This is a genomic window from Streptomyces sp. NPDC002640 (assembly GCF_053592575.1).
Genome location: NZ_JBSFVZ010000008.1, coordinates 259035 through 285280, shown reverse-complemented (window position 1 = coordinate 285280; position 26246 = coordinate 259035). Strand labels below are relative to the sequence as shown.

The 26246-nt window shown below is 73.0% G+C and carries 24 protein-coding genes, 1 rRNA gene and 1 riboswitch; of the genes, 19 read left to right on the top strand and 6 right to left on the bottom strand.

What is annotated here, in order from left to right:
• The 11 genes from rrf to ACWD3O_RS13960 form a co-directional block, all read left to right on the top strand.
• A 5S ribosomal RNA gene (gene rrf, locus ACWD3O_RS14010) occupies positions 1-87 on the top strand; the annotation flags it as partial.
• Positions 88-268: 181 nt separating this feature from the next.
• Positions 269-883, top strand: a complete 615-nt coding sequence (locus tag ACWD3O_RS14005; RefSeq protein WP_451416012.1) for a CDP-alcohol phosphatidyltransferase family protein — start codon at positions 269-271, stop codon at positions 881-883.
• Between the two features lie 114 nt (positions 884-997).
• On the top strand, positions 998-3493 hold the full coding sequence (locus ACWD3O_RS14000) for a sugar phosphate nucleotidyltransferase (protein WP_451416011.1): 2496 nt from the start codon (positions 998-1000) through the stop codon (positions 3491-3493).
• A gap of 96 nt (positions 3494-3589) precedes the next feature.
• The gene (locus tag ACWD3O_RS13995) at positions 3590-4531 is read left to right on the top strand and encodes a DUF881 domain-containing protein (RefSeq protein ID WP_451416010.1); all 942 of its coding nucleotides are present in this window, start codon (positions 3590-3592) and stop codon (positions 4529-4531) included.
• Positions 4528-4860 carry a small basic family protein gene (locus ACWD3O_RS13990; protein ID WP_108956887.1) on the top strand — a complete coding sequence of 111 codons (333 nt, stop codon included), beginning with the start codon at positions 4528-4530 and terminating at the stop codon, positions 4858-4860. Before ACWD3O_RS13995 ends, ACWD3O_RS13990 begins: the two co-directional genes overlap by 4 nt.
• Positions 4861-4864: 4 nt before the next feature.
• Positions 4865-5740, top strand: coding sequence for a DUF881 domain-containing protein (locus ACWD3O_RS13985; protein ID WP_451416009.1), 876 nt, complete (start codon positions 4865-4867; stop codon positions 5738-5740).
• Between the two features lie 82 nt (positions 5741-5822).
• Entirely contained in the window at positions 5823-6707 is an 885-nt protein-coding gene (locus ACWD3O_RS13980) for an FHA domain-containing protein (protein WP_451414038.1), read from the top strand.
• A 39-nt stretch (positions 6708-6746) separates the two neighbouring features.
• Positions 6747-7520, top strand: coding sequence for a transcriptional regulator FtsR (gene ftsR, locus ACWD3O_RS13975; RefSeq protein ID WP_451416008.1), 774 nt, complete (start codon positions 6747-6749; stop codon positions 7518-7520).
• Positions 7521-7587: 67 nt separating this feature from the next.
• A complete protein-coding gene (locus ACWD3O_RS13970) occupies positions 7588-8061 on the top strand; it encodes a bifunctional nuclease family protein (RefSeq protein WP_151772043.1) in 474 nt (157 codons plus the stop codon).
• A gap of 218 nt (positions 8062-8279) precedes the next feature.
• Positions 8280-8924 (top strand): MerR family transcriptional regulator, encoded by a 645-nt coding sequence (locus tag ACWD3O_RS13965; RefSeq protein ID WP_451416007.1) that lies wholly within the window; start codon positions 8280-8282, stop codon positions 8922-8924.
• Between the two features lie 49 nt (positions 8925-8973).
• Entirely contained in the window at positions 8974-10656 is a 1683-nt protein-coding gene (locus ACWD3O_RS13960) for a DNA polymerase IV (protein ID WP_451416006.1), read from the top strand.
• A 21-nt stretch (positions 10657-10677) separates the two neighbouring features.
• On the opposite strand, the gene ACWD3O_RS13955 is transcribed toward ACWD3O_RS13960, so the two are convergent.
• On the bottom strand, positions 10678-11049 hold the full coding sequence (locus tag ACWD3O_RS13955) for a PRC-barrel domain-containing protein (protein WP_451416005.1): 372 nt from the start codon (positions 11047-11049) through the stop codon (positions 10678-10680).
• 127 nt (positions 11050-11176) lie between these two features.
• Positions 11177-11272, top strand: a riboswitch (glycine riboswitch).
• Between the two features lie 187 nt (positions 11273-11459).
• Here ACWD3O_RS13955 and gcvP point away from each other — a divergent pair.
• Positions 11460-14345 (top strand): aminomethyl-transferring glycine dehydrogenase, encoded by a 2886-nt coding sequence (gene gcvP / locus ACWD3O_RS13950; protein WP_451416004.1) that lies wholly within the window; start codon positions 11460-11462, stop codon positions 14343-14345.
• Positions 14346-14487: 142 nt separating this feature from the next.
• On the opposite strand, the gene ACWD3O_RS13945 is transcribed toward gcvP, so the two are convergent.
• Both ACWD3O_RS13945 and ACWD3O_RS13940 read right to left on the bottom strand, forming a co-directional pair.
• Positions 14488-14676 (bottom strand): DUF5999 family protein, encoded by a 189-nt coding sequence (locus ACWD3O_RS13945; RefSeq protein WP_166023944.1) that lies wholly within the window; start codon positions 14674-14676, stop codon positions 14488-14490.
• Between the two features lie 306 nt (positions 14677-14982).
• The gene (locus tag ACWD3O_RS13940) at positions 14983-15576 is read right to left on the bottom strand and encodes a hypothetical protein (protein ID WP_451414023.1); all 594 of its coding nucleotides are present in this window, start codon (positions 15574-15576) and stop codon (positions 14983-14985) included.
• A gap of 588 nt (positions 15577-16164) precedes the next feature.
• On the opposite strand from ACWD3O_RS13940, the gene ACWD3O_RS13935 reads away from it, so the two are divergent.
• Both ACWD3O_RS13935 and ACWD3O_RS13930 read left to right on the top strand, forming a co-directional pair.
• Positions 16165-17673 carry a glutamate--cysteine ligase gene (locus tag ACWD3O_RS13935; protein ID WP_451416003.1) on the top strand — a complete coding sequence of 503 codons (1509 nt, stop codon included), beginning with the start codon at positions 16165-16167 and terminating at the stop codon, positions 17671-17673.
• Positions 17674-17828: 155 nt separating this feature from the next.
• Complete coding sequence (locus tag ACWD3O_RS13930) at positions 17829-18605, top strand: CPBP family intramembrane glutamic endopeptidase (protein WP_451416002.1); 777 nt, start codon at positions 17829-17831, stop codon at positions 18603-18605.
• Between the two features lie 15 nt (positions 18606-18620).
• On the opposite strand, the gene ACWD3O_RS13925 is transcribed toward ACWD3O_RS13930, so the two are convergent.
• Complete coding sequence (locus ACWD3O_RS13925; protein ID WP_451416001.1) at positions 18621-19454, bottom strand: PhzF family phenazine biosynthesis protein; 834 nt, start codon at positions 19452-19454, stop codon at positions 18621-18623.
• A gap of 139 nt (positions 19455-19593) precedes the next feature.
• Here ACWD3O_RS13925 and ACWD3O_RS13920 point away from each other — a divergent pair, with 139 nt between their 5' ends.
• A complete protein-coding gene (locus ACWD3O_RS13920; protein ID WP_451416000.1) occupies positions 19594-20619 on the top strand; it encodes an EamA family transporter in 1026 nt (341 codons plus the stop codon).
• A 121-nt stretch (positions 20620-20740) separates the two neighbouring features.
• Here the strand turns inward: ACWD3O_RS13920 and ACWD3O_RS13915 are convergent, their stop codons facing one another.
• Positions 20741-21427: a pyridoxamine 5'-phosphate oxidase family protein gene (locus ACWD3O_RS13915; RefSeq protein ID WP_451415999.1), complete on the bottom strand. Its 687-nt coding sequence runs from the start codon at positions 21425-21427 to the stop codon at positions 20741-20743.
• A 23-nt stretch (positions 21428-21450) separates the two neighbouring features.
• Here ACWD3O_RS13915 and ACWD3O_RS13910 point away from each other — a divergent pair, with 23 nt between their 5' ends.
• Both ACWD3O_RS13910 and ACWD3O_RS13905 read left to right on the top strand, forming a co-directional pair.
• The gene (locus ACWD3O_RS13910) at positions 21451-22806 is read left to right on the top strand and encodes an aminotransferase class I/II-fold pyridoxal phosphate-dependent enzyme (RefSeq protein WP_451415998.1); all 1356 of its coding nucleotides are present in this window, start codon (positions 21451-21453) and stop codon (positions 22804-22806) included.
• Positions 22807-23093: 287 nt separating this feature from the next.
• On the top strand, positions 23094-23999 hold the full coding sequence (locus tag ACWD3O_RS13905) for a LysR family transcriptional regulator (protein WP_451415997.1): 906 nt from the start codon (positions 23094-23096) through the stop codon (positions 23997-23999).
• A gap of 34 nt (positions 24000-24033) precedes the next feature.
• Here ACWD3O_RS13905 and ACWD3O_RS13900 read toward each other — a convergent pair whose 3' ends face one another.
• Positions 24034-24501, bottom strand: coding sequence for a pyridoxamine 5'-phosphate oxidase family protein (locus ACWD3O_RS13900; protein ID WP_451414031.1), 468 nt, complete (start codon positions 24499-24501; stop codon positions 24034-24036).
• 182 nt (positions 24502-24683) lie between these two features.
• Here ACWD3O_RS13900 and ACWD3O_RS13895 point away from each other — a divergent pair, with 182 nt between their 5' ends.
• Entirely contained in the window at positions 24684-25583 is a 900-nt protein-coding gene (locus tag ACWD3O_RS13895; RefSeq protein WP_451415996.1) for a universal stress protein, read from the top strand.
• A 50-nt stretch (positions 25584-25633) separates the two neighbouring features.
• Positions 25634-26080 (top strand): pyridoxamine 5'-phosphate oxidase family protein, encoded by a 447-nt coding sequence (locus tag ACWD3O_RS13890; RefSeq protein ID WP_451416017.1) that lies wholly within the window; start codon positions 25634-25636, stop codon positions 26078-26080.
• The last annotated feature ends 166 nt before the right edge of the window (positions 26081-26246 follow it).

Sequence of the window (26246 nt, the reverse complement as noted above, 5' to 3'; positions counted from 1 at the left end):
GGTTACATTCCGAACCCGGAAGCTAAGCCTTACAGCGCCGATGGTACTGCAGGGGGGACCCTGTGGGAGAGTAGGACGCCGCCGAACAAATATTGACGGGGAGCCCCGCACCGATTGGTGCGGGGCTTTCCGCATTTCCGGGTAGTTTTCGTTGCCGGCAGGCGCCTGCGAAGCGTCGAAGCGTCCGGACCCCTCCGCGTCCGGACGGAGGGCCTGACGGTAAGGTTCGATCGCACCATTGGCACGTATCCCCACAGGAGGCCCCCGGGTGGAGGTCCAGGAGACCCGCGTCCAGACGGATCGGGTGCTCACCATCCCCAACATTCTCAGCATGGCGCGGCTTCTCGGCGTGCCCCTGTTCCTGTGGCTCATTCTGCGGCCCGAGTTCGGCGGCCCCAAGAGCGACGGGTGGGCGCTGCTCCTGCTGGCGTTGAGTGGTGTCACCGACTACCTGGACGGAAAGCTCGCGCGGCGCTGGAACCAGATCAGCAGCCTCGGCCGGCTGCTGGACCCCGCCGCGGACCGGCTGTACATCCTCTCCACCCTGCTCGGCCTCACCTGGCGGGAAATCCTGCCCCTCTGGCTGACGCTCGTGCTGCTGGCCCGGGAAGTCGTGCTCGCCGTGATGGTGCTGATCCTCCGCCGGCACGGTTACCCGCCGCCCCAGGTGAACTTCCTGGGCAAGGCGGCGACGTTCAATCTGATGTACGCCTTCCCGCTCCTTCTGCTGAGTGACGGCAGCGGGTGGCTGGCCTCCCTCGCGGCGGTTTTCGGTTGGGCCTTCGCGGGGTGGGGTACAACCCTGTATTGGTGGGCAGGAGTCCTCTACGTGGTGCAGGTCCGACGCCTTGTTCGCGCGGACACCATGGCCACTACCGACTGAACTCGCCGCTGAGTTGGCCCTTCGGGGCCGGATGGCCCGTGTCCGCTTCGTGCGGGGCCGTGCGGCCGGAGGAAGTCGGTTCCCCGTCGTCTGTCAGAGGAGGACGCTTCCGACATGAAGGCCGTCGTGATGGCCGGAGGCGAAGGCACGCGCCTTCGCCCCATGACCTCGAGCATGCCCAAACCGCTCCTGCCGGTGGTCAACCGGCCGATCATGGAGCACGTTCTGAGGCTGCTGAAAAGGCATGGGCTCAACGAAACCGTGGTCACCGTGCAGTTCCTGGCCTCACTGGTCAAGAACTACTTCGGGGACGGCGAAGAGCTCGGTATGGAGCTCACCTATGCCAACGAGGAAAAGCCGCTCGGCACCGCGGGAAGCGTCAAGAACGCCGAAGAGGCACTCAAGGACGATGCCTTCCTCGTGATCTCCGGTGACGCCCTGACCGATTTCGACCTGACCGAGCTGATCAACTTCCACAAGGAGAAGGGCGCTCTCGTCACCGTCTGTCTGACGCGAGTGCCGAACCCGCTCGAGTTCGGCATCACCATCGTTGACGACGAGGGCAAGGTCGAACGCTTCCTGGAGAAGCCGACCTGGGGCCAGGTCTTCTCCGACACCGTCAACACGGGCATCTACGTGATGGAGCCCGAGGTCTTCGACTACGTCCAGCCCGATGTGCCGGTGGACTGGTCGGGCGACGTCTTCCCGCAGCTCATGAAGGAAGGCAAGCCGATCTACGGCTATGTCGCCGAGGGCTACTGGGAGGACGTCGGCACCCACGAGAGCTACGTGAAGGCCCAGGCCGACGTGCTCGAGGGCAAGGTCGACGTCGACATCGACGGCTTCGAGATCTCCCCGGGGGTCTGGGTCGCGGAGGGCGCCGAGGTGCACCCCGACGCCGTCCTGCGCGGGCCGGTCTACATCGGTGACTACGCCAAGGTGGAGGCCGGCGCGGAGCTGCGGGAGCACACCGTCGTCGGCTCCAACGTGGTCGTCAAGAGCGGCGCCTTCCTGCACAAGGCCGTGGTGCACGACAACGTGTACGTGGGGCCGCACAGCAACCTGCGGGGCTGTGTGGTCGGCAAGAACACCGACATCATGCGGGCCGCCCGGATCGAGGACGGGGCGGTCATCGGTGACGAGTGCCTGATCGGTGAAGAATCGATCGTCCAGGGCAATGTGCGGGTCTACCCGTTCAAGACCATCGAGGCCGGCGCGTTCGTCAACACCTCGGTCATCTGGGAGTCCAGAGGCCAGGCGCACCTGTTCGGCGCCCGTGGTGTCTCCGGCATCCTCAACGTGGAGATCACCCCCGAGCTCGCCGTGCGGCTTGCCGGTGCCTATGCCACGACCCTGAAGAAGGGCGCCACGGTCACCACCGCCCGCGACCACTCGCGCGGCGCAAGGGCGCTGAAGCGGGCCGTGATCTCGGCGCTGCAGGCCAGCGCCATCGACGTCCGTGACATCGAGAACGTTCCGCTGCCGGTGGCCCGGCAGCAGACGGCGCGCGGCAGTGCCGGCGGCATCATGATCCGGACGACGCCCGGTGTTCCGGACTCGGTCGACATCATGTTCTTCGACAGCCAGGGCGCCGACCTGTCCCAGGCGGGGCAGCGCAAGCTGGACCGCGTCTTCGCGCGGCAGGAGTACCGGCGGGCCTTCCCCGGCGAGATCGGTGATCTGCACTTCCCGTCGAGCACCTTCGATTCGTACACCGGGTCGCTGCTGCGGAACGTCGACACCAGCGGCATCGCCGACGCCGGTCTGAAGGTCGTCGTGGACGCCTCCAACGGCAGCGCGGGCCTGGTGCTCCCGAGCCTGCTCGGCAAGCTGGGCGTCGACTCCCTGACCATCAACCCGGGCCTCGACGAGGCGCGGCCGACCGAGACCGCGGACATGCGGCGGGACGGGCTCAAGCGGCTCGGCGAGATCGTCGCCTCCTCGGGAGCGGCCTTCGGCGTGCGCTTCGACCCGGTCGGCGAGCGGCTGTCGCTCGTCGACGAGCAGGGCCGGATCGTGGAGGACGACCGCGCGCTGCTGGTGATGCTGGACCTGGTGGCGGCCGAGCGCCGCAGCGGCCGGGTGGCGCTGCCGGTGACCACCACCCGCATCGCGGAACAGGTCGCGGCGTACCACGGAACCCAGGTCGAATGGACCACCACCTCGCCCGACGACCTGACCCGCGTCGGCCGCGAGGAGACGACGATCTTCGGCGGCGACGGCCGGGGCGGTTTCATCGTCCCCGAGTTCAGCGGTGTCTTCGACGGCACGGCGGCCTTCGTGCGCCTGATCGGCCTGGTGGCGCGGACGCAGCTCACCCTCAGCCAGATCGACGCGCGGATCCCGCGGGCCCATGTGCTCAAGCGGGACCTGGCGACGCCGTGGGCGGTGAAGGGTCTGGTGATGCGCCGGGTGGTCGAGGCGGCCGGGGACCGGTTCGTCGACACCACCGACGGCGTGCGGGTCGTCGAGGCCGACGGCCGCTGGGTGCTGGTGCTGCCCGACCCGGCTGAGGCCGTCACCCACCTGTGGGCGGAGGGCCCCGACGACGCCTCGGCGCAGGCCCTGCTCGACGAGTGGAGCACCGTCGTGGAGGGCGCCGGCCACTGACCGGAGCCTCGCCACGCGTGCCGGGCGGCCCCCGTCGTGGGGGCCGCCCGGCACGCCGGTGGGGCCATTCGTGGTACAGGGGCGCGGCATGCGACGATGTGCGGCATGCCGCAGCAGCCCCCCGTTCGGAGCACTCCCGATCGCCCTTCGCGCCCGGATGCCTCCATGTCGCTGCTCACCAACGTCATGGACCACAGCCTCGACGACGGCTACGCCGAGGCCACCGCCCGCAAGCGCGGCGAGGGCGGCGGGATGCCGAAGACGCTCAAGGCCAAGCTGGGACTGGCCGCCGGGCTGGTCCTGGCCGCGCTGGTGGTGACGCTGGGCGCGGCCCAGGCCCGGGAGGACGCCCCGGTGGTCGCCCGGGAACGGGAGGAGCTGATCGACCGGATCGAGCGCCAGACCGAGCGGGCGGACCAACTGGAGGCGAGCGTCGACCGGCTGCGGGCCGAGGTCGGCGAGCGCCAGCGCGAGGCGCTGCGGGAGCACGGCGGCGGGGGTGAGCGGCTGGAGACCGTCCAGATCCTGGTCGGCGCCGTCCCGGTGCACGGTCCGGGCGTCAAGCTGGTCGTCGACGACGCCGAGGGCTCCGGCACCAGTGACGACGGCGAGCAGCGGGGCTCGAGCGGGTTCTCGGACACCGGCCGGGTCCGCGACCGGGACCTCCAGCGGGTCGTCAACGGTCTGTGGGAGTCGGGCGCCGAGGCCGTCTCCGTCAACGGGCAGCGGCTGACCGCCCTGTCCGCCATCCGGGCGGCCGGCGACGCGATACTGGTCGACAACAAGCCGCTGGCGCCGCCGTACACGGTGCTCGCGGTGGGGGACGGGAAACCGTTCAGCACCCGCTTCCAGGACAGCGCCGACGGCCTCTACCTGTACGCGCTGCAGGAGAACTACGGGATCCGCACGGCCATCTCGGTCGAGGAGGACCTGCGGCTGCCCGCCGCTCCCAGCGTGACCCTGCGGACGGCCAAGCCGGCACAGACATCGGAACCGCCAGAGGCTGAACAGCCGAACACCGGGAAGGGCACATCGTGATCGCCGTACTGGGCCTCGTCGTGGGAGTCGTGGTGGGCCTGCTGGTCCGGCCCGAGGTCCCCGTCGCCGTCGAGCCGTACCTCCCCATCGCCGTGGTGGCGGCTCTGGACGCCGTGTTCGGAGGACTGCGGGCCATGCTCGACGGCATCTTCGACGACAAGGTCTTCGTCGTCTCGTTCCTGTCCAACGTGGTCGTGGCCGCGCTGATCGTCTTCCTCGGCGACGAACTCGGCGTCGGCGCGCAGCTGTCCACCGGTGTCGTGGTGGTCCTGGGCATCCGCATCTTCTCCAACGCCGCGGCCATCCGCCGGCACGTCTTCAGGGCGTGAGGCGATGAACGAGGAGAGGCACGAGGGCCGGCCGGGAGCCGGCGGGAGCGCGGAAGGCCCGGGCCACCGGCTTCGCAAGGAGCTGCCCGAGGAGAGGCCCGCCACGGCCGTTCCGCGGGACGAGGCGGAGGAGGAGGCTCCGGCAGGCCTGACAGGGCGTCAGCGGCTGGTACAGAGCCTCTGGCCGCCCAGGGTGAGCCGGGCCCAGCTCATCGTGGCGCTGCTGCTGTTCGGACTCGGGTTCGGGCTGGCGGTGCAGGTCGCCTCGCACAGTTCGGGCGACACCGCGCTGCGGGGCGCCCGGCAGGAGGACCTGGTCCGCATCCTGGACGAGCTCGACGACCGGACGGCCCGGCTCGAGGAGGAGCAGCAGAACCTCGAGGGCCAGCGGTCGGAGCTGGAGAACAGTTCCGACCAGGCGGAGGAGGCACGCCGCCAGACGCTCGCCAAGGAGCGGCAGCTCGGCGTGCTGGCCGGCACGGTCGCGGCCGAGGGGCCGGGCATCTCGGTGACGGTCGAGGATCCGCAGAACGGCGTCGGAGCCGACAAGCTGCTGGACGCGGTCCAGGAGCTGCGGGCCGCCGGGGCGGAGGCCATCCAGCTCAACGGCGTCCGGGTGGTGGCCGGAACCTATCTGACGGAGCGGCCGGACGGTGACGCCGGAGTGTCGGTCGACGGGAACAAGATCGCCGCTCCGTATCGTTTCAAGGTCATCGGGAACCCGCAGGATCTGGAGCCCGCTCTGAACATCCCGGGAGGCGTGGTGCAGACTCTGGAGAAGGAGCAGGCCACCGTCACCGTGGAGCGTCATACGAAGATCGTCGTGGATGCCTTGCGGGGGGCGAAGCGGCCTGACTACGCTCGGTCGTCGGCCCGGTGAGGCGGGGCTCGGGGCGCTCCGTTCCGACGGGACGTCGGGTCGCGGGGGGTCGGCGCGCCGAAGAAGTGGTGTGTGGTGGAAACTGTATGGCGGAGACGGACGTTGTGAAGATGTCCGGGTCGGTCGGTCGGTGCAGTCAGGGTTCGTCCTGCCCCACGGGCGGGTCTGTTTCGGTCAAGGGGAATCGCCCGTGAAGTTGTTTGCGAAGTTGTTCGGCAAGAGTGCGCGAGAGGGCGGCAGCGAGACGGCCCGCCATCGCGAGGGTTCCGACGCGGAGAACCGGCCGCTCTACCGGGACCAGGTCGCTGGTCCGGAGGGTGGCACTTCCGGGGGTCACGGCGCGTCGGCCGTTGACCCTGCCCAGGCGGCCCGCATAGGTTTCGGGGACCCGTCGGGATCGGCGGCGGGGCAGCCGCAGCAGAAGGATCCGTCCATGTCGGCCCTGGTGTGCACGCGGTGCGGCAACCGCAATGCGGAGAACAGCCGCTTCTGCTCGCACTGCGGGGCGCCGCTCCGGGCCGGTGTCCCGGAGCGCCCCTCCGAGACGACCTCGACGATCTCCATCTCCGGCATCGAGTCGTACGACCCGGAGGCCACCGGCCAGACGCAGGTCCCGGCCCTGTCGCCCGAGGCTCAGGCCGCGGTCGAGGCGCTGCCTGCCGGCTCGGCCCTCCTGGTGGTCCGGCGCGGCCCCAACTCCGGCAGTCGTTTCCTGCTGGACGCCGACCTGACGACGGCGGGTCGTCATCCGCAGAGCGACATCTTCCTGGACGACGTGACGGTCTCCCGCAGCCACGTGGAGTTCCGCCGCGGCCCGGACGGCACCTTCACGGTGGCGGACGTGGGCAGCCTCAACGGCACCTACGTGAACCGGGAGCGCATCGACCAGGTCGCTCTGGCCAACGGTGACGAGGTGCAGATCGGCAAGTACCGCCTGGTCTTCTACGCGAGCCAGCGGAGCGTCTGACCCTCCGGACCAGTCCGGGGGCAACTCCAGGGAAGGTCCATGCTTGAACCACCGAGTGGCGGCGCCGGAACCGGCGCCGCCACCGCGGCAGGCCGGCTGATGAGCATCGGCACGGTGCTGAGCCTGCTGCGCGACGAGTTTCCCGAAGTCACCATCTCCAAGATCCGCTTCCTGGAGGCCGAGGGACTGGTCGATCCCCGGCGCACTCCCGCCGGGTACCGGAAGTTCAGTGCCGAGGACGTCGAGCGGCTGGCCCGGGTCCTGCGGATGCAGCGGGACGGATATCTGCCGCTCAAGGTCATCCGTGAGCGGCTGGACGTCCTCGAGAGCGCCGACCGCGACCAGGACGGCGGCAACCCGCTCGACGGGGCCCTCACGGCGGGTGAGCCGGAGGAGTACCGGCCCGATCCGCTCGAGCAGGACCCCGACCACGAGGAGTCCCCGGCTGTCCGCATCGGACGGGACGAGCTCCTCGCCGCGGCCGGCACCGACGAGGAACAGCTGGCCGCCTGGGAGGCCTACGGGCTGATCCGGCCGCTGCCCGAGGGCGGTTACGACGCAGCGGCCGTCACGGTGGCGTCCCTGCTCGCGGAGATGGCCGCGTTCGGCATCGAACCCCGCCACCTGCGGGCGATGAAGACCGCCGCGGACCGCGACGCGGGCCTGGTGGACCAGGTCGTCGCCCCGCTGAGGAAGCACCCCAACCCGGACACCCGGGAGGACGCGCGCGTCAGGGCCCGGGAGCTGGCGGGGCTGACGACCCGCCTGCATTCCGCCCTGGTGCAGACGGCCCTCGGCGTGCGCCTGTCCTGACCTGGTGGAATCCACCCATGCCCTGCCCGACTACCCAAACCGTGCGGGCACGGCCTAGGGTTGCTGTGTGAACGAGCTCGATGTCGTAGGTGTCCGGGTCGAAATGCCCTCCAACCAGCCGATCGTGCTCCTGCGCGAAGTGGGGGGCGATCGCTACCTTCCCATCTGGATCGGACCGGGAGAGGCGACGGCCATCGCCTTCGCCCAGCAGGGCATGGTGCCCGCACGACCGCTGACGCACGACCTTTTCAAGGACGTGCTGGAGGCGGTGGGCCAGGAGCTCAGCGAGGTGCGGATCACCGACCTGCGTGAGGGCGTGTTCTTCGCCGAGCTGGTCTTCGCCAGCGGGGTGGAGGTCAGCGCCCGCCCGTCCGACGCCATAGCGCTCGCCCTGCGCACCGGCACGCCCATCTACGGAAGCGACGGTGTGCTCGACGACGCGGGGATCGCGATCCCCGACGAGCAGGAGGACGAGGTGGAGAAGTTCCGCGAGTTCCTCGACCAGATCTCGCCCGAGGACTTCGGCACCAGCAACCAGTGATCCGAACCGCAGGTTCCCCGGCGCGTCGGCAATTGCCGGGGCCACATGCCGCCGTCCTGCCGCCCGGGCGGAGGGCATTCGGCTAGCCTTTCCCCGGGACGGGGCACGGAAAACCACTCGCAGGGTGATTATCACTCGGCGTGGCGAGTGTGGCGATCGTTGACGCACCCCTGACGACTGCCTACCGTCTGGATGGCAGGTCTAGGACGGAGGTCGGCGTGAGAATGAGCGGCGACGATACGGCCGGCGCCCCGGGACGTGTTCCGGGCGACAGCGGTCCGTATCGGCCCCACGGCAACGCGGCCGGCTACGCGCCGCAGCGCTCGGCGGCCGGAGCGGGTGGCCTGAGCGGGGCGCAGACGACGTCCGAGCAGGTCGGCTACCGCGGGCCCACGGCCTGCGCCGCGGCCGGCATCACCTACCGCCAGCTGGACTACTGGGCGCGCACCGGGCTGGTCGAGCCCAGCGTGCGGCCCGCCTACGGTTCGGGGACCCAGCGTCTCTACAGCTTCCGGGACGTCGTCGTCCTGAAGATCGTCAAGCGGTTCCTCGACACCGGGGTGTCCCTGCAGAACATCCGCACCACGGTCCAGCACCTGCGGGAGCAGGGGTTCCGGGACCTGGAGGGGATGACCCTGATGTGCGACGGGGCCACGGTCTACGAGTGCTCCTCGCCGGACGAGGTGCACGCGCTGCTCCAGGGCGGCCAGGGCATCTTCGGCATCGCGGTGGGCGTGGTGTGGCGGGACGTCGAGAAGGCGCTCTCCCAGTTGCACGGCGAACGCGTGGACACCGGGGAGACCCTGATCGGGCACAACCCGGCGGACGAACTGGCCCGGCGGCGCGGCAACCGGGCGGTCTGAGGCCGGACCGGCGGCCCCACTGTCGGTGCCGTGCGGCACCATCGGTGGTGTGAGGTCCGCGCCGACGATTCTCCACCTCGACATGGACGCCTTCTTCGCCTCCGCGGAGCAGGCGTCCAAGCCGAGCCTGCGCGGCAAGGCGGTGGTGGTCGGGGGCCTCGGTCCGCGCGGAGTGGTGGCCACCGCCTCCTACGAGGCGCGCGTCTTCGGGGTCCGATCGGCGATGCCCATGGCCCAGGCCCGGAGACTGGCGCCGAACGCCGCCTACCTCGCGCCGCGGTTCTCGCTCTACCGCTCGATCAGCGACCGCGTGATGGCGCTGCTGCGTGCCCTGTCGCCGCTCGTGGAGCCGCTCAGTCTCGACGAGGCCTTCGTGGACCTGGAGGCCGGCGGGGTCGCCTGGGACACGGCCTCCGCGCGGCACGCCGGTGAGCGGCTGCGCGAGGACATCCGCGCGGCCACCGGACTCACCGGATCGGTGGGGCTGGCCGCGTCCAAGATGCTGGCCAAGATCGCCTCGGAGGAGGCCAAGCCGGACGGCCTGGTGCTGATCACCCCGGGCACCGAACGGGAACTGCTCGCGCCGATGCCGGTGCGGACGCTGCCGGGCGTGGGGCCCGCCACCGGGGACCATCTGCGCCGCGCCGGGATCACCACGGTGGGGGAGCTGGCCGAGGCGGGCGTCGACGAACTGGTGCGGCTGGTGGGCAAGGCGCACGGGCAGGCCCTGCACGCGATGGCGCTGGCGCACGACGAGCGGCCGGTGGTCGCCGAGCGGGAGACCAAGTCGGTGTCCGTGGAGGACACCTACGACGTGGACATCCACGACCGGCTGCGCATCCGGATGGAGGTGCAGCGGCTCGCCGACCGCTGTGTGCGGCGGCTGCGGGACGGCGGGCACTCGGGGCGGACCATCCAGCTGAAGGTGCGGCGGTACGACTTCTCCACGCTGACCCGTTCGGAGACGCTGCGCGGTCCCACCGACGACCCGGCGGTGGTCCAGGAGGCGGCGGCGCGGCTGCTCGAGGGGGTCGACACGACGGGCGGGGTCCGGCTGCTGGGGGTCGGCGTCTCCGGGCTCGCCGACTTCACGCAGGAGGACCTCTTCGCCCAGGCGGCTCAGGCCGCGCAGGCGGTCCAGGCCGCCGCCCAGGAGGCACGAGACGCCGCGCACGCCGAGCCGGCGGCGGAGGAGGCGGTGGCCCAGGGGGCCGAGGTGGCGCACCGGTCGCTGCCGGGGCGGGAGCCGTCCGTCGAACGCCCGGTGCGGAGATGGACCGCCGGGCACGACGTGCGGCACACGGCGCACGGGCACGGGTGGGTGCAGGGCAGCGGGCTCGGGCGGGTCACGGTGCGGTTCGAGACGCCGTACTCGGCGGCGCCCGGGCGGGTGCGGACCTTCGCCGTCGACGACCCGGAGCTCGAGCCCGCGGATCCGCTGCCGCTGGTGCCGGAAGCGGAACCCGAGGCGTCCGGGCCGCCTGCGTCGCGGCCGCCCGAGCCCGACGTGCCCGAGCCCGACGTGCCGGAGCCTGACGTGCCGGAGCCCGAACTGCCCCGGCCCGACCTGCCGGAGCGTGGACCCACCGAGCGTGACCGCAGGGGGCGTGAGGTGCGCGAGTCTGGGCCGTCCGAGTCGTCGGCGCCGAAGCCTTCCGGCGCCGAGCCGCACGGCACCGGTCCGCACGGTCCCGCTCCGGGCGCGACCGGGCCGGAGCGGCCGGCGGCGTGAGCGCCGTGGTGCGGGTGGGGGTCAGGCGTCCTCCGGGTCCGGGAGGTGGCCGAAGTCCCGGTCGGGGAGCGGGGCGGGGGGTTCGACGTCGAAGCCGTAGTGGCGGTAGAGGGTGAGCTCCTGCTCGGGGGAGAGGTGGCGGCCGACGCCGTAACCGGGGGCGTCCTTGATGTGGGCCCGGCCGTAGGGGACGCGGAGGGCGCCGTCCACCAGCTCGCTGGTCTCCAGCGGGACGAAGACGTCGCGCCCGAAGAGCCCGGTCCGGATGGCGGCCCATTCGGGGGAACCGCTGGCGTCGTCGAGGTACACCTCGTCGACCGTGCCGATGCGGTTGCCGTCGCAGTCGTACGCCTTGCGGCCTATGAGGTTCCGGGGATCGATGTCCGTCTGCACGTTCCCTCCTTCTGGTCGCAGCTCACTGTCGCAGCGCAGCCGTCGGCACCACCCAAGTGCACTTTGCGGGCGGCGGCCACTCGAGGGTCCGGCCCGGTACCTCGCTGGTAGGCTGGTCAGTGGCTGCCGACCCCGCGCGGGAGAGTCCTCCGAGAGCCTTCGGAGGCGCCGAAGGAGCAACTCCTCCCCGGAATCTCTCAGGCCCCTGTACCGCGCGGACGAGGTCACTCTGGAAAGCAGAGCGGTGCCCGTGACCCCGGTCGCAGCGCCGCTCTCACCGACGGTGAAAGCCGGACGTCCTCGGGCGGCCGGTGAAGCTCTCAGGTCGTGATGACAGAGGGGGAGGCCGTCGGGCACCCCACCGCCGTGGTGCCCCCCGAAGGTCGCGCAAGACCAGGAGGCCTCCGCCTATGAACGCCCCTCGCACCCCGCTCTCCGCCCTCGAGCAGGGCATCCCCTTCGAGCAGCGTCACATCGGCCCCGACGAGGGCGCCCGGGCGAAGATGCTCGCCCAGGTCGGCTACGGCTCGCTCGACGAGCTGACCGCCGCCGCGGTCCCCGACGTCATCAAGAACGCCGACGCCCTCGACCTCCCGGGCGCGCGGAGCGAGGCCGAGGTGCTCGCCGAACTGCGGGAGCTCGCCGACAGCAACCAGGTCCTCGACACGATGATCGGCCTGGGCTACTACGGCACCTTCACGCCGCCGGTGATCCTCCGCAACGTGATGGAGAACCCGGCCTGGTACACGGCGTACACGCCGTACCAGCCGGAGATCTCCCAGGGGCGGCTCGAGGCGCTGCTCAACTTCCAGACCATGGTCGCCGACCTGACCGGCCTGCCGACCTCCGGCGCCTCCCTGCTGGACGAGGGCACCGCGGCCGCCGAGGCGATGGCCCTCTCCCGGCGCGTCGGCAAGAAGAAGAACGGCCTGTTCCTGGTCGACGCGGACGCGCTGCCGCAGACCGTCGCGGTCATCGAGACGCGCGCCGAGCCGACCGGCGTCGAGGTCGTCGTCGCCGACCTGTCGCAGGGCATCCCCGCCGAGGTCGCCGGGCGGGAGATCAACGGCGTGCTGCTCCAGTACCCGGGCGCCTCCGGCGCGGTGCGGGACATCAAGCCGGTGATCGACCAGGCGCACGAGCTCGGCGCGGTCGTCACCGTCGCCGCCGACCTGCTCGCCCTGACCCTGCTGACCTCGCCCGGCGAGCTCGGCGCGGACATCGCGGTGGGCACCACCCAGCGGTTCGGCGTCCCGATGGGCTTCGGCGGTCCGCACGCCGGCTACATGGCGGTGCGCGAGCAGTTCGCCCGCAACCTGCCCGGCCGCCTGGTGGGCGTGTCGCAGGACGCCGACGGCAACCGGGCCTACCGCCTGGCGCTGCAGACCCGCGAGCAGCACATCCGCCGTGAGAAGGCGACCAGCAACATCTGCACCGCGCAGGTGCTGCTCGCCGTGATGGCCGGCATGTACGCCGTCTACCACGGCCCCGACGGGCTCAAGGGCATCGCCGAGCGCGTCCACCGGTACGCCGACCTCCTCGCCGCGGGCCTGAAGGCCGGCGGGGTCGAGATCGTCAACGAGGCCTGGTTCGACACCGTCACCGCGCGCGTCGAGGGCCGGGCCGCCGAGGTGGTCGCCGCAGCCCGTGAGCGGGGCGTCAACCTGCGGCTGGTCGACGCCGACCACGTCTCCGCCGCCTGCGACGAGATCACCGGCCGCCCCCAGCTGGAGAAGGTCTGGGCCGCCTTCGGTGTCGAGGGTGACGTCGAGGCGCTGGACGGCACGGCCGAGGACGGCCTGCCCGCCGGCCTGCTGCGCACCGACGCCTACCTCACCCACCCGGTGTTCCACCAGCACCGCTCCGAGACGGCCATGCTGCGCTACCTGCGCCGCCTCGCCGACCGGGACTACGCGCTCGACCGCGGCATGATCCCGCTGGGCTCCTGCACCATGAAGCTCAACGCGACCACCGAGATGGAGCCGGTCACCTGGCCCGAGTTCGGCGCGCTGCACCCGTTCGCGCCGGCCGAGCAGGCCGGGGGCTACCTGTCGCTCATCCACGAGCTCGAGGACCGCCTCGCCGAGGTCACCGGCTACGACAAGGTCTCCCTGCAGCCCAACGCCGGCTCCCAGGGCGAGCTGGCCGGTCTGCTCGCGGTCCGCGGCTACCACCGCGCCAACGGCGACCTGGACCGCACCGTCTGCCTCATCCCCTCCTCCGCGCACGGCACCAACGCGGCCAGCGCCGTCATGGCGGGCATGAAGGTCGTCGTCGTGAAGACCGCCGGGAACGGCGAGATCGACGTCGAGGACCTGCGGGCGAAGATCGAGAAGCACCGGGACGAGCTCGCGGTGCTGATGATCACCTACCCGTCGACCCACGGTGTCTTCGAGGAGCACGTCGCCGACATCTGCGCGCAGGTCCACGAGGCCGGCGGCCAGGTGTACGTGGACGGGGCCAACCTCAACGCGCTGGTGGGCCTCGCCAAGCCGGGCCACTTCGGCGGCGACGTCTCCCACCTCAACCTGCACAAGACCTTCTGCATCCCGCACGGCGGCGGCGGTCCGGGCGTCGGCCCGGTGGCCGTGCGTTCCCACCTCGCCCCGTACCTGCCGAACCACCCGCTGCAGCCGGCCGCCGGTCCGGAGACCGGCGTCGGTCCGATCTCCGCGGCGCCGTTCGGCTCGGCGGGGATCCTGCCGATCTCCTGGGCGTACGTCCGGCTGATGGGCGGCGAGGGCCTCAGGCGCGCCACCCAGGTCGCCGTCCTGGCGGCCAACTACGTCGCCAAGCGGCTGGAGCCGTACTACCCGGTGCTGTACACCGGCCCGGGCGGTCTGGTCGCGCACGAGTGCATCATCGACCTGCGCCCGCTGACCAAGGCGACGGGCGTGAGCGTCGACGACGTGGCGAAGCGCCTCATCGACTACGGCTTCCACGCCCCGACCATGTCCTTCCCGGTCGCCGGCACGCTGATGATCGAGCCGACCGAGTCCGAGGACCTGGCGGAGCTGGACCGGTTCGTCGAGGCGATGATCGCCATCCGCGCGGAGATCGAGAAGGTCGGCTCCGGCGCCTGGCCGGCCGACGACAACCCGCTGCGCAACGCCCCGCACACCGCGGGCACGCTGGCCGGCGAGTGGACGCACGCCTACGACCGGGAGACCGCGGTCTTCCCCGGCGGCGTGTCGATGCCGGACAAGTACTGGCCGCCGGTGCGCCGCATCGACCAGGCCTTCGGCGACCGGAACCTGGTCTGCTCCTGCCCGCCGCTGGACGCCTACGAGGACTGACCGACGAGCGTCGGCCGCCCCGCGCGACACGCGTCGCGCGGGGGACGGGGCCGGTGACAGCGCCCTCGCGCCGTCGCCGGCCCTCCGGCTTTCCCGGCGCCGGGCGGCCGCGTGCCGCAAGGCCCCGCGCCGGGACGTCGCCTCAGACCGCGGTGGCGAACCTGTGCGGAGCGATGACGCGGCCGTCGGGGAGGATCTCCCCGGTGTCCTCGAACAGCACGACCCCGTTGCACAGGAGGCTCCAGCCCTGCTCGGGGTGGTGCGCCACGAGGCGGGCGGATTCCCGGTCGGGGGAGTCGGCTGTCGGGCACGGCGGCTGGTGCTGGCACATGGTCGGGTTCTCTCGTTCTGTGGTCGTCGCTTCGGCTTTCGTGTCACGGCTGTACATCGCAGCCCCCCGTGGTGACCTCGTGCGGACAAGTCTCGCGCTCGCGGGAGCCGCTCCGCAGGGTTTTCGCGGTACGCCCCCTCAACGGTTCAGGACGCGTCACCCGGGCGGGCGGTTCGGGACAACTCGGCAGATCTTTCCGGGTGGTTCGGTCCTGGCCCGTTCGGACCAGGACGTGCCGCGCCCCCGCGGCGGCGAGCCGCGGGGGCGGGGGTGGGACAGGTAGGGGCGGTGGGACGACGGCGCCGGTCAGGCCGCCGGGCGCAGTGCGGGCGGCGGGCCCGCCGGGCCGCTTCTGCGGGTGAGCAGCGGCAGCAGTTCCGCGACCCGGTGCGGGCGGTGACTGGCGATGCCCGGCGGTGCCGGCGCCAGCGGGATCAGCAGGTCCAGCGCCTCCGGCACACCGGCGGCGGCGTCCGCCGTGACGTCGGCGTGCAGCCAGAGGGTCAGCATGTACAGGCCGGGGACGGAGAGCAGCCGCGGCTGGTAGGGATGCGGAGCCTCCTCGGCCTGGCGCAGGGCGTGCTCGGTCGACGTGACGTACGGGCCTTCGAAGAAGTGCGAGAAGGCCCAGCCGTCCGAGGTCTGCAGGGTGTCGGCGGCGGCCACCGCGTGGTCGCCGGAACGGATGAGGAAACGCCAGCCGGCCAGCCGGACGACGGGCACCCCTTCCGCCGTGATCCGGTCCAGCACGTGGACCGGCAGGGGGAGTTCGGGGTTGAGCGGTCCCTGGGCGGTGCGCAGGGAGGGCGTGCGCGGATCACGGATCGCGGCAGGGGTGCCGAGGGCCGCCAGAACGGTGCGCAGGGCGGCGGGAGGTGCCGGAGGGACGTGCAGCGGCATGGTGGGTCGCCTCTCTTTCGACAGGCACGGTGGCGCGCGGGCGGTGGTGGGACGGGCGCTGTCTGCTGCCAGCTCGAGGGGGGTCGGAGAGCCGCGCCGGACCGGTCGGACCACTCGGGCCGGGTCCGGCCCGATTCGTCACCGGGGTGACGGGACACACGGTCGTGGGCGCACGCGCTTCTCCGCCTCGTTTGCGCAGTTTATACGAGGCGTGTTCACGCGGTGTTTCGGCTAGCTGTTTTCCATGTGAACGGCAAGTTTTGTTCGCGCCGAAATTTCGCGGTGTTCCATCCCGGTTCTGCGAGGGCTTCCCGGGAGTGACCTCGGGGGACGTCCGCGGCGGGGTCGGCCGGTTTTCACCGCCGTAATGCCGGGGCTCCGAAGCCCGGTGAACCGCCTTGCGGGTCATGCCGAACGAATGTGCCGAATGGCGCTGGAGGTCAGCCTAACGGTCGGCCGGTCCTCATGGGGACGTTATCGATCGTCCAGGGCGGGCATCATCAGTTGCGGACCGGACGAGGGACCCGGGCGACAGACACACGGACACCGGCCGCAGAGGCGGCCGACCCATCCGAGGAGGACGCAGCGATGGGTGAGAAGCTCGAGGCAGGGTCGTTCGACCTGTCCGATCGCCAGCGCTACCGGGACAAGCTCCAGCGGTGCCTGGCGGGTCTCGAGAGGTTGCTGAAGGAGAGGCAGTTCGACCGCCCGAAGAATCTCATGGGACTGGAGGTCGAGCTGAATCTCGCAGGGTCCGACGGCATGCCGCGAATGATGAATGCGGAAGTGCTCGAGCGGATCGCGAGCCGTGATTTCCAGACCGAACTCGCGATGTTCAACCTCGAGGTCAACATCGAACCGCACCGGCTCGGCGGGCGGGTATTCGATCAGCTCGCCGAGGAGCTGCGGACGTCATTGTCATATGCCCACCGAAAGGCCGGGGAGGTCGACGCCGGCATCGTGATGATCGGCATCCTGCCGACGCTCGAGCGGGACGACCTGATCTCCGCGAACATTTCCGACGTCGACCGTTACACCCTGCTGAACGACCAGATCGTCTCGGCGCGGGGCGAGGACTTCACGCTGGAGATCGACGGGGTCGAACGGCTCACCACCACCGCGCGGTCGATCACCCCGGAAGCCGCCTGCACCTCGGTGCAGCTGCACCTGCAGGTGACGCCGGAGCGGTTCCCGGACGTGTGGAACGCGGCGCAGGCGGTCTCGGCGGCGCAGATCGCGATCGGCGCCAACTCGCCGTTCCTCTTCGGGAAGGAGCTGTGGCGGGAGTCGCGGCCGCCGCTGTTCCAGCAGTCGACCGACACCCGGCCGCCGGAGCTCCAGGCGCAGGGCGTGCGGCCGCGGACCTGGTTCGGCGAGCAGTGGGTGTCCTCGGTGGTCGACCTGTTCGAGGAGAACCTCACCTACTTCCCGGCGCTGCTGCCGATCATGGACGACGAGGACCCGATGGAGGTGCTCGACGCCGGGGGCACGCCCAAGCTGGCCGAGATGGTCCTGCACAACGGCACGGTCTACCGCTGGAACCGGCCGGTGTACGACGTGGCCGACGGGGCGGCGCACCTGCGGGTCGAGAACCGGGTGCTGCCGGCCGGGCCCACGGTGATCGACGTGGTGGCCAACGCGGCCTTCTACTACGGCCTGGTGCGGGCGCTGGCCGAGGAGGCGCGGCCGGTGTGGACGCGGCTGCCGTTCGAGGCGGCGGCGGCCAACTTCGAGGCGGCCTGCCGCTACGGGATCGACGCGCGGCTGGAGTGGCCCCGGCGCGGGCGGCTCGGCGGCACGCAGCAGGTGGAGGCGGTCACGCTGGTGCTCGACGAACTGCTGCCGCTGGCCCACGCGGGCCTGGAGGCCTGGGGGATCGAGCCGGCCGACCGGGAGCTGTACCTCGGAGTGATCGAGGAGCGCTGCCGACGGCGGGTGAACGGGGCCTCCTGGCAGGCCGCGGCCTTCCACACGGGGCTCGAGCGGGGGCTGTCCCGGCAGGAGGCGCTGGCCGCGACCACCCGGCGGTACGCGGAGCTGCAGTGGCAGGGCGACCCGGTCCACACCTGGCCCGCGGGGCTGCCGGACGCCCGGTAGGCCGGCGCGCCGGCCCCGTCGGCGCCGTCCTTCCCGCGCTGCGGTTCCGTCGCCGCCGCGCCGCCGGCCCGTCGTGCCGCGCGGACCGGGGTGGACGTCGTGCCGTCCGGTTCTGGCAAGCTGTGGGGCCGGTGGTGCGGCTGACGGAGGCGTGAGTGACGGGGTCGGGGTCCGAGATCGTGACGCGGCGGACGCTGCGGGACGAGACGCTGCTGGTGCTGGGCCTGTCCCTCGGGGCCAGCGCGGTGGCGGCGGTGATCAGTTTCGTCGGGTCGCTGACCAGGCCCGGAGGACTGAAGGACCAGGCGGCCACGCTCAACGCCTCCGCCGCGCCCGGCCGGCCCTGGCTGGACCTCGCCTGGCAGCTGTTCGGGATCGCCTCCGCGCTGGTCCCCGTGCTGCTGGTCGCGCACTTCCTGACGCGCGAGGGCGGGAGCCTGCGGACGCTCGGCTTCGACCGCACCCGGCCGTGGTCGGACCTCGGGCGAGGCGCCGCCGTCGCCGCGGTGATCGGCAGTGCCGGGATCGCGTTCTACCTCGCGGCGCGCGGCCTCGGGTTCAACCTCACCGTCGTTCCCGAGGCGTTGCCGGACGTGTGGTGGAAGTTCCCGGTGCTGCTCCTGTCCGCCGCGCAGAACGCGGTGGTCGAGGAGGTCATCGTGCTCGGGTACCTGCTGCACCGGCTGGGCGGACTGGGCTGGAGCCCGGTCGCCGCGCTGGCCGCCAGCTCGGTGCTGCGCGGCAGTTACCACCTCTACCAGGGCATCGGCGGGTTCGTCGGCAACCTGGTGATGGGCGTCGTCTTCGTGCTGCTGTACCGGCGGTGGGGGCGGGTGGGGCCGCTGGTGGCGGCCCACACGCTGCTCGACGTCGGGGCGTTCGTCGGGTACGCGCTGCTCGCCGGGCGGGTGGACTGGCTGCCCACCGCCTGACCGTGGCGCGCCCGGTCACCGCGGCGGCGCGAGCAGGTCCCCCTCGACGACGGTGACCGCGCGCCCGGTCAGCAGGGTGCGGTCGCCGCGCAGCTCGGTGCGGACCAGGCCGGAGCGGGCCGAGGCCTGCAGGCCGGTGAGGGTGGTGGGGCCCAGACGCCCGGACCAGAACGGCGCCAGGGCGGTGTGGGCGCTGCCGGTCACCGGGTCCTCGTCGATCCCGACCCGGGGGAAAAAGCCTCGGGAGACGAAGTCGTACCCAGCGGCGGGGTCGTCCGGACGGCAGGTGGCGATGACCCCGCGTTCCGAGCAGCGGGCGAGGGCGCCGAAGGCCGGGGTGAGGCCGCGCAGGGTCCGCTCGTCGGCGACCTCCACCAGCAGGTCGCCCAGGTCCGGGCCGGTGTCCAGGACGGTGAGCGGTTCGGCGCCCAGGGCCTCGGCCAGCCCCTCCGGCGCCTTCGCGGGGGTCAGCGGGGCGGTGGGGAAGTCGAGGGTGATCCAGCCGTCCTCGGACGGCACGGCGGTCAGGACACCGCTGCGCGAGGCGAACCGGACCGGCCCCCGGTGCGCGCCGGTCGCGTGCAGGACGTGTGCGGCGGCCAGGGTCGCGTGCCCGCAGAGGTTCACCTCGGTGACGGGGGTGAACCAGCGCAGGGCCCAGTCCGCCTCGCCGTCGCCGCCGTCGGGCAGCGGGTGGAGGAAGGCGGTCTCGGCCTGGTTCATCTCCATGGCCACGTTCTGCAGCCAGGCGTCGTCGGGGAAGCCGGAACGGGAGTCGAGGAGGAGTACGCCCGCCGGGTTGCCGGCGAACGGTCGGTCGGTGAAGGCGTCGACGAGTCGGATACGCATGGCAAGGACGGTAACGGCCCCGGTGGCGGCACGGACAAGGCCAATCGCCCTTCGGTGGACCGGGACGCGGGACGCGGCCGGTCCGGAGGATGAGACAGCACCCACCTGGAGTGACGGTCCTGTCGGCTGCTGTCATCATGTGCACGTGCGTGACTCTGGGATCGGTGTGGTGCGTTCCGGGAAGGGTGCGGGACTCGCTCTCGCCGCCCTCTCCGCGGTGGCGTTCGGTGGATCGGGTGTGGCGGCCAAGCCGCTGATCGAGGCGGGCCTCGACCCGCTCGAGGTGGCCTGGCTGAGGATCACGGGCGCGGCGCTGGTGCTGCTCCCGGTGGCCTGGCGGCACCGCGGGCTGGTGCGGCAACGGCCGCTGATGCTCCTCGGGTTCGGGATGTTCGCGGTGGCGGGCGTCCAGGCCTGCTACTTCGCCTCCATCTCCCGGATCCCGGTCGGCGTGGCCATGCTGGTGGAGTACCTGGCGCCCGCCCTGGTGCTGGGCTGGGTGCGGTTCGTGCAGCGCCGGCCGGTCGGGCGCGCGGCCGCGCTGGGCGTCGTGCTGGCGGTGGCGGGCCTGGCCTGCGTGGTGGAGATCTGGTCCGGCCTCGGCTTCGACGCCGTCGGGCTGCTGCTGGCGTTCGGCGCCGCCTGCTGCCAGGTCGCCTACTTCGTCCTCGCCGACCACGGCTCCGGCGCCGGGAAGCAGGCGCCCGATCCGCTCGGGATGATCTCCTTCGGCCTGCTGGTCGGCTGCCTGACGATGACGGTGGTGGCCCGGCCGTGGAACATCGACCGGGCGGTGCTGACGCGGTCCGTCGACATGGACGGGAGCGGGGTGCCGGCCTGGGCGCTGCTGCTGTGGATCGTGCTGGTCGCGACGGTCCTGGCGTACGTGACCGGCGTGGTGTCGGTGCGGCGGCTGTCGCCGGCCGTCGCGGGCGTGGTCGCCTGCGTGGAGGCCGTGGTGGCCGCGGTGGCGGCGTGGGTGCTGCTCGGGGAGCAGCTGGGGGCGGTGCAGATCGCCGGCGGCGCGCTGGTGCTCGTCGGCGCGCTGGTCGCCCAGTCCTCGGCGCCCGCCCCGGCGGCCCCGGAGCCGGTGGCCGGTGGCGGCGGGACGGTCGCGGCCGCCGCCGAACCGCTGGCGCGGGCCGGCGGACGGCAGGACGACTAGGCGACACGCCCGGCAGCCCGCCTGGGCCGGGGCAGCTTGCCTGGGCCTGGGCAGGGTGCACGGGGTGGAGGCGGGAGGGCCCGCCGTGGAGGGGTGCCGGATCCTCCGCGGCGGGCTCGGCTCATCCCAGGACGGCCGCGATGTGCGGCGGGACCTCGGTGCCGGGAGGGAGCTGGGCGTCCGGGAGCGGCGCCTCGTAGCCCTTGCGGAGGGGCAGGACGCCCGCCCAGTGCGGGAGTTCCAGGTCCTCCGGCTCGTCGTTGACGCCGCCGGTGCGGATCTTCGCGGAGACCTCGGTGAGGTCCAGCCGCACCACCGCCGTGGCGGCCAGCTCCTTCCTGTTCGCCGGACGCGACGCGCGCGAACGGCCCGGGACCACGTGGTCGACCAGGGCGTCCAGCGCCGCGCGGCGCTCCTCGGGGTCGGTGACCTGGTGGGCCGTCCCGTGCACCACCACCGAGCGGTAGTTGACCGAGTGGTGGAACGCCGAGCGGGCCAGCACCACCCCGTCGACGTGGGTGACCGTCACGCACACCGGCAGGCCCGGCTCCTCCTCGGTGCCCGCGCCCGCCATCCGCATCGGGCGGGAGCCGGTCGAGCCGTGCAGGTACAGGCGTTCGCCGACCCGCGCGTAGATGGTGGGCAGCACCACCGGCGCGCCGTCGCGGACGAACCCCAGGTGGCAGACCCAGCCCTCGTCGAGGATCGCGTGCACCACCTCCCGGTCGTAGGAGGCGCGGTTCGGCGAACGGGTCGGGACGGTGCGGTCGGTCGGCGTGTACTGCGCCCCCTGCATGGCGTTCTCCATTGCACTAGTGCATAATGTGGTTTGTGCTAGGAGATTATCGGATCGCAGGCCGTCGCGCCATGGAGATTGCCGCCGACGTGGAGCGGGCGGTGAGTGAGGGAAGGCTCGAACCGGGCCAACAACTGCCGCCCATGCGGGAGTTGGCGCAAGAGTTGGGAGTCAATCCGAATACCGTGGCGTCCGCGTACCGGACGCTGCGCGAACGCGGGGTGATCGAGACGGCGGGCCGCAAGGGCAGCCGGGTGCGGCCCCGGCCGGCCACCACGGGCCGCGAGGCGATTCAGATGCGGGTGCCGCCCGGCGCCCGGGACCTCTCCCGCGGCAACCCCGATCCGGCGCTCCTGCCGCCGCTGGCCCCCGCCTTCGCGGCGGCGACGGCCCGCGCGGACCGGGCGCCGGTGCTCTACGGGGACGATCCGCTCGACCCCGACCTGGTGCGGATCGCCCGCGCGGAGCTGGACGGAGACGCGGTGCCCGACGGGCCGCTCACCGTGACCTCCGGCGCGCTCGACAGCATCGAACGGGTCCTGGCCGCCCACCTGAGGCCCGGTGACGCGGTCGCCGTGGAGGACCCCGGCTGGCGGAGCGTCCTCGACCTGGTCCCGGCGCTCGGGCTGCGGGTGGCGCCCGTCGGCGTCGACGACGAGGGGCCGCTGCCGGAGGACCTGCGGCGCGCGCTGGCGGACGGGGCCCGGGCGGTGGTCGTGACCGGCAGGGCGCAGAACCCCACCGGAGCGGCGGTGGGCGCGGAACGCGCCGAGGAACTGCGGGCGCTGCTCCGGCGGCACCCCGACACGCTGCTGATCGAGGACGACCACGGGCACGGCATGGTCGACCTGCCGCTGCACCCGCTGGCCGGGGTCACCCGCTCCTGGGCGTTCGTGCGCTCCGTGGCCAAGACGTACGGCCCCGACCTGCGCCTCGCGGTGCTCACCGGGGACCCGGTCACCGTCGACCGGGTGAGGGGGCGGCAGCGGCTCGGGCCCGGATGGGTGAGCCGGCTGACGCAGCGGGCGGTGGTGCAGCTGTGGACGGGCGGGGCCGTGGACCGGGCCGCCGTCGCGGAGTCCTACGGGCGGCGGCGCCGGGCGCTGATCGCGGAACTCGGGCGGCGGGGCGTGCGGGCGCACGGACGCAGCGGGATGAACGTCTGGGTCCCGGTGCCCGACGAGACCGGTGCGGTGGCCGGGATGCTGCAGGCCGGGTGGGCGGTGGCACCCGGGGCGCGGTTCCGGACGGGCGCGGGGACAGGCGCCGGAACGGGTGCCGGGCCGGGGATCCGGATCACCGTGTCGGAGCTGGAGGAGGGCGAGGTGGCTCAGCCGGCCGAGGCGCTGGCCCGGGTGCTGGACGCGGGGCCGGCGCGGCGGTACGTCTGAGGCGGTACGTCCGAGGGGCCGGCCGCGCGCCGGGGGTTCCGCCTGCGCCGGCGGCCGGCGGTCCCGCGCGCGTGGGCGGTTCCCGCGGGTTCGTGCGCGGGCGGTTCCCGCGGTCCCGCGCGTGCGCGCGTGGGCGGTCCCCGGGGTTCGTGCGCGTGGGCGCTGCCGACGGTTCCGCCGGCGTCGGCGGTTGGCGGTCCCGCGCGCGCGAGCCGTCCCCGCGGTCCAGGCCCCCCGGCCGCGTGCGGGCGCCGTCCAGAGGCGCGGTCCCTCGTAGCATCGCCGCCATGATGAACCTCGAACGCCTGCGGGTCCTGGACGCGCTGGCGCGCCACGGGTCCGTCGGCGGGGCCGCCGAGGCGCTGCACGTGACGACTTCCGCCGTCTCGCAGCAACTGTCCAAGCTGGAACGGGAGGCAGGGGAGCGGCTGCTCGCCCGGCACGGCCGGGGCGTGCGGCTCACCGACGCCGGGCGGCTGCTGGCGGGGCACGCGGCGCGGATCCTGGCCCAGGCCGAGCGGGCGCGGGCGGAGCTCGAGGCGCGGCGCGGGACCGTGGCGGGCGACCTGCGGGTGGCGGCGTTCCCGACCGCCGCGCGGGGCCTGCTGCCCGGGGCGCTGGCGGCGCTGCGGGACGCCCACCCCGGCCTGCGGGTGCGGTCCCGGGAGGTGGACCCCGGGGCGGCCGTGCTGGGGGTGGCCCGCGGCGACCACGACCTGGCGGTGGTGCTCGACTGGCACGACCGGCCGCTGGCCGTTCCCGAGGGCCTGCGCACGGCCTCGCTGCTGGACGATCCCGCCGACGCGGCGCTCCCGGCCGCGCACCGGCTCGCGGGCGCGGCCGAGATCGACCTCGCCGAACTGGCCGGTGAGGAGTGGATCACCTGGGGCGCCGGGGAGTTCTGCCACGAGTGGCTGCTCGCCACCCTCCGGGCCCGCGGCGTCGAGCCGGACATCGCCCACCGGGCGCCCGAGACGCACACCCAACTCGCCCTGGTGGCCGCCGGTCTGGGGGTCTGCGTGATGCCGGCGCTGGGCCGGGACCCGGTCCCGGCCGGCGTGGTCACGGTGCCGCTGCGGCCGCGGGTGTCCCGCCTCGTCTACGCGGTGTGGCGCGAGGACGCGAACCGGCGGCCCGCGATCGGCGCGGTGGTCGCGGCGCTGCGCGCGCGGGGCGGGGGCGGCGGCGCGTGAGGGCGCGGTCCCGGCCCGCCGGGCGGCCGGCCCGTCAGCCCCGCGGGATCTTGCGGAAGTCCCAGGAGGCGACCGCGTCGGGGGTGAGACGGACCCAGGCGTGCCGGTGGTCGTGGGGCAGGGCCTCCAGACCGAAGTACTTCCGGGCGAACGACGCCTCGACCGGCTCGAGTTCGGGACACGGCTCGCCGGTGCGGGGGATCTCGCCGACGAACTCCGCCGTGCCGGACAGCTCCGCGCCGCGCAGGTCGCCGTACTCGGCTCCGGAGTCCACCACCACGGCCACCCGCGGGTCCTTGCGCAGATCCGCCCAACGGCGGCTGCGGGTCAGGGAGTAGAGCCACAGGGAGACGCCGTCCCAGACGAACCACAGCGCGGAGACGTGCGGGGCGCCGTCCGGGGAGACCGTGGCCACACGGCAGGTGCGTTCCGTGGAGAGGAACGCGTCCAGTTCCTCCGCGGTCATCATGATCTTCCGGCCCCGCCGCTGCGTCGCTGTCATCTGCTCCCTCTCTCGGGCCCCGTCGTCGACCGCACACTCTCACCGTGCCTCGGCCGGGGACAAGACGCCAAGGTCACGACCGCCGAGGGGGCCGGTCGGCCCTGCCCGCGGGGCCTGAGGCCCCCGGACTTCACGGGCCGCGGCCGGAAGGCTGGGGGCAGACGCCGACACAGGAGGCCACCATGACCCGCACCATCGTCGCCGCGATCGACGGCTCCCCGGCGAGCCGCGCCGCCGCCGACTGGGCCGCCCGCGAGGCCGGACTCCGCGGCCTCCCGCTGAAGCTCGTCAAGGTGTGGGAACCGCTGCCCGACACCCTCGCCGCGACGACCGCCTCCGACACCACGACCCTGGAGCACTGGAGCGGCAAGGTGCTGCGCGCGGCCGCCGAGGAGACGACCGCGCGCCACCCCGGCCTGGAGGTGCTGGAGGAGCTGATCGCCGGCCGGCCGGCCGAAGCCCTCCCCGAGGCCGCCGCCGGGGCCGAGCTGCTGGTGCTCGGGTCCCGCGGGCTCGGCCGGCTGGGCGGGTTCCTGGTCGGCTCGGTGGGCCTGTCCGTGGTCGCCCGCAGCCGCACGCCCGTCGTCCTGGTGCGGGCGGGGGAGAACGCCGCCGACGAGTACCTGCCGGGGACCGGGGAGGGCGCGGGCCGCCGGTTCGGGCCCGTCGTGCTGGGGCTGGACACCGAGCGGGCGGGCGACGACGTCACCGCCTTCGCCTTCGAGGAGGCCGCCCGCCGCGGCGCTCCCCTCCACGTCGTGCGGAGCTGGGCGCTGCCGCCGTACACCGTCCACGCCGTCGCCGCAGCGGCCGACCTGTACGAGCAGTACGCGCGCGACATGGCCGCGCTGCTGACCGAGACGCTGCTCCCCTGGCGGGAGAAGTACCCGTCCGTGGAGGTGGTCGAGGTCTCGCGCACCGGCGGCGTCGTCGACCACCTGCTGGACGCGGCGGCGGGCGCCTCCCTGGTCGTCCTCGGCCGCAGGATCCGGCGCAGCCCGCTCGGCACGCACATCGGGCCCGTCGCCCACGCGGTGCTGCACCACGCGACCGCCCCGGTCGCCGTCGTCGCGCACGACTGACCGGTCGCGGAGAGGACCGCATGTACCGCAACGACATGTACCGCAACGACATGTACCGCAACGACGGATTCCGCGAGCTCGACCGGCGGGAGAGCCTGCGCCTGCTGGCGACCGCCGCCATCGGGCGGATCGTCCACACCCGCCAGGCCCTGCCCGCCGTGCTGCCGGTCAACTTCTGCCTGGACCACGACGGCGCGGTGGTGCTGCGGACCTCGGCGGCCTCCGAACTGGCCCGCGCGGTCGACGGGACCGTGGTCGCCTTCGAGGCCGACGAGGTCGACCGGGCCGCCCGCACGGGCTGGAGCGTGGTCGTCACCGGGGCGGCCGAGGTGGTGACCGACCCAAAGGAGCACCGGCGCCTGGCCACCACCGGGCCGCGCTCCTGGGTGGCCGTCCCCGCACGGCAGGAGGTGTTCCTGCGGATCCGGCCGGAACTGGTCACGGGGCGTGAGGTCGTCGGCGGCCACGCCCCGCACGACGCGGACCTGGGCGCCTGACCTGTCCGGTCATGGGCGATCCTGTAACCGAAGCCGACCGGCCGCCCCTGGAAGCGGGGCCCACCGACCCTGCCCGAAAACCGGAAGCCCACCGGCCCTGCCCGGAAACCGGGGCCGACCGGCCGGGACAGGAGGGCCGACCGGCCCTGTCCGCCGGAGCCGGGCC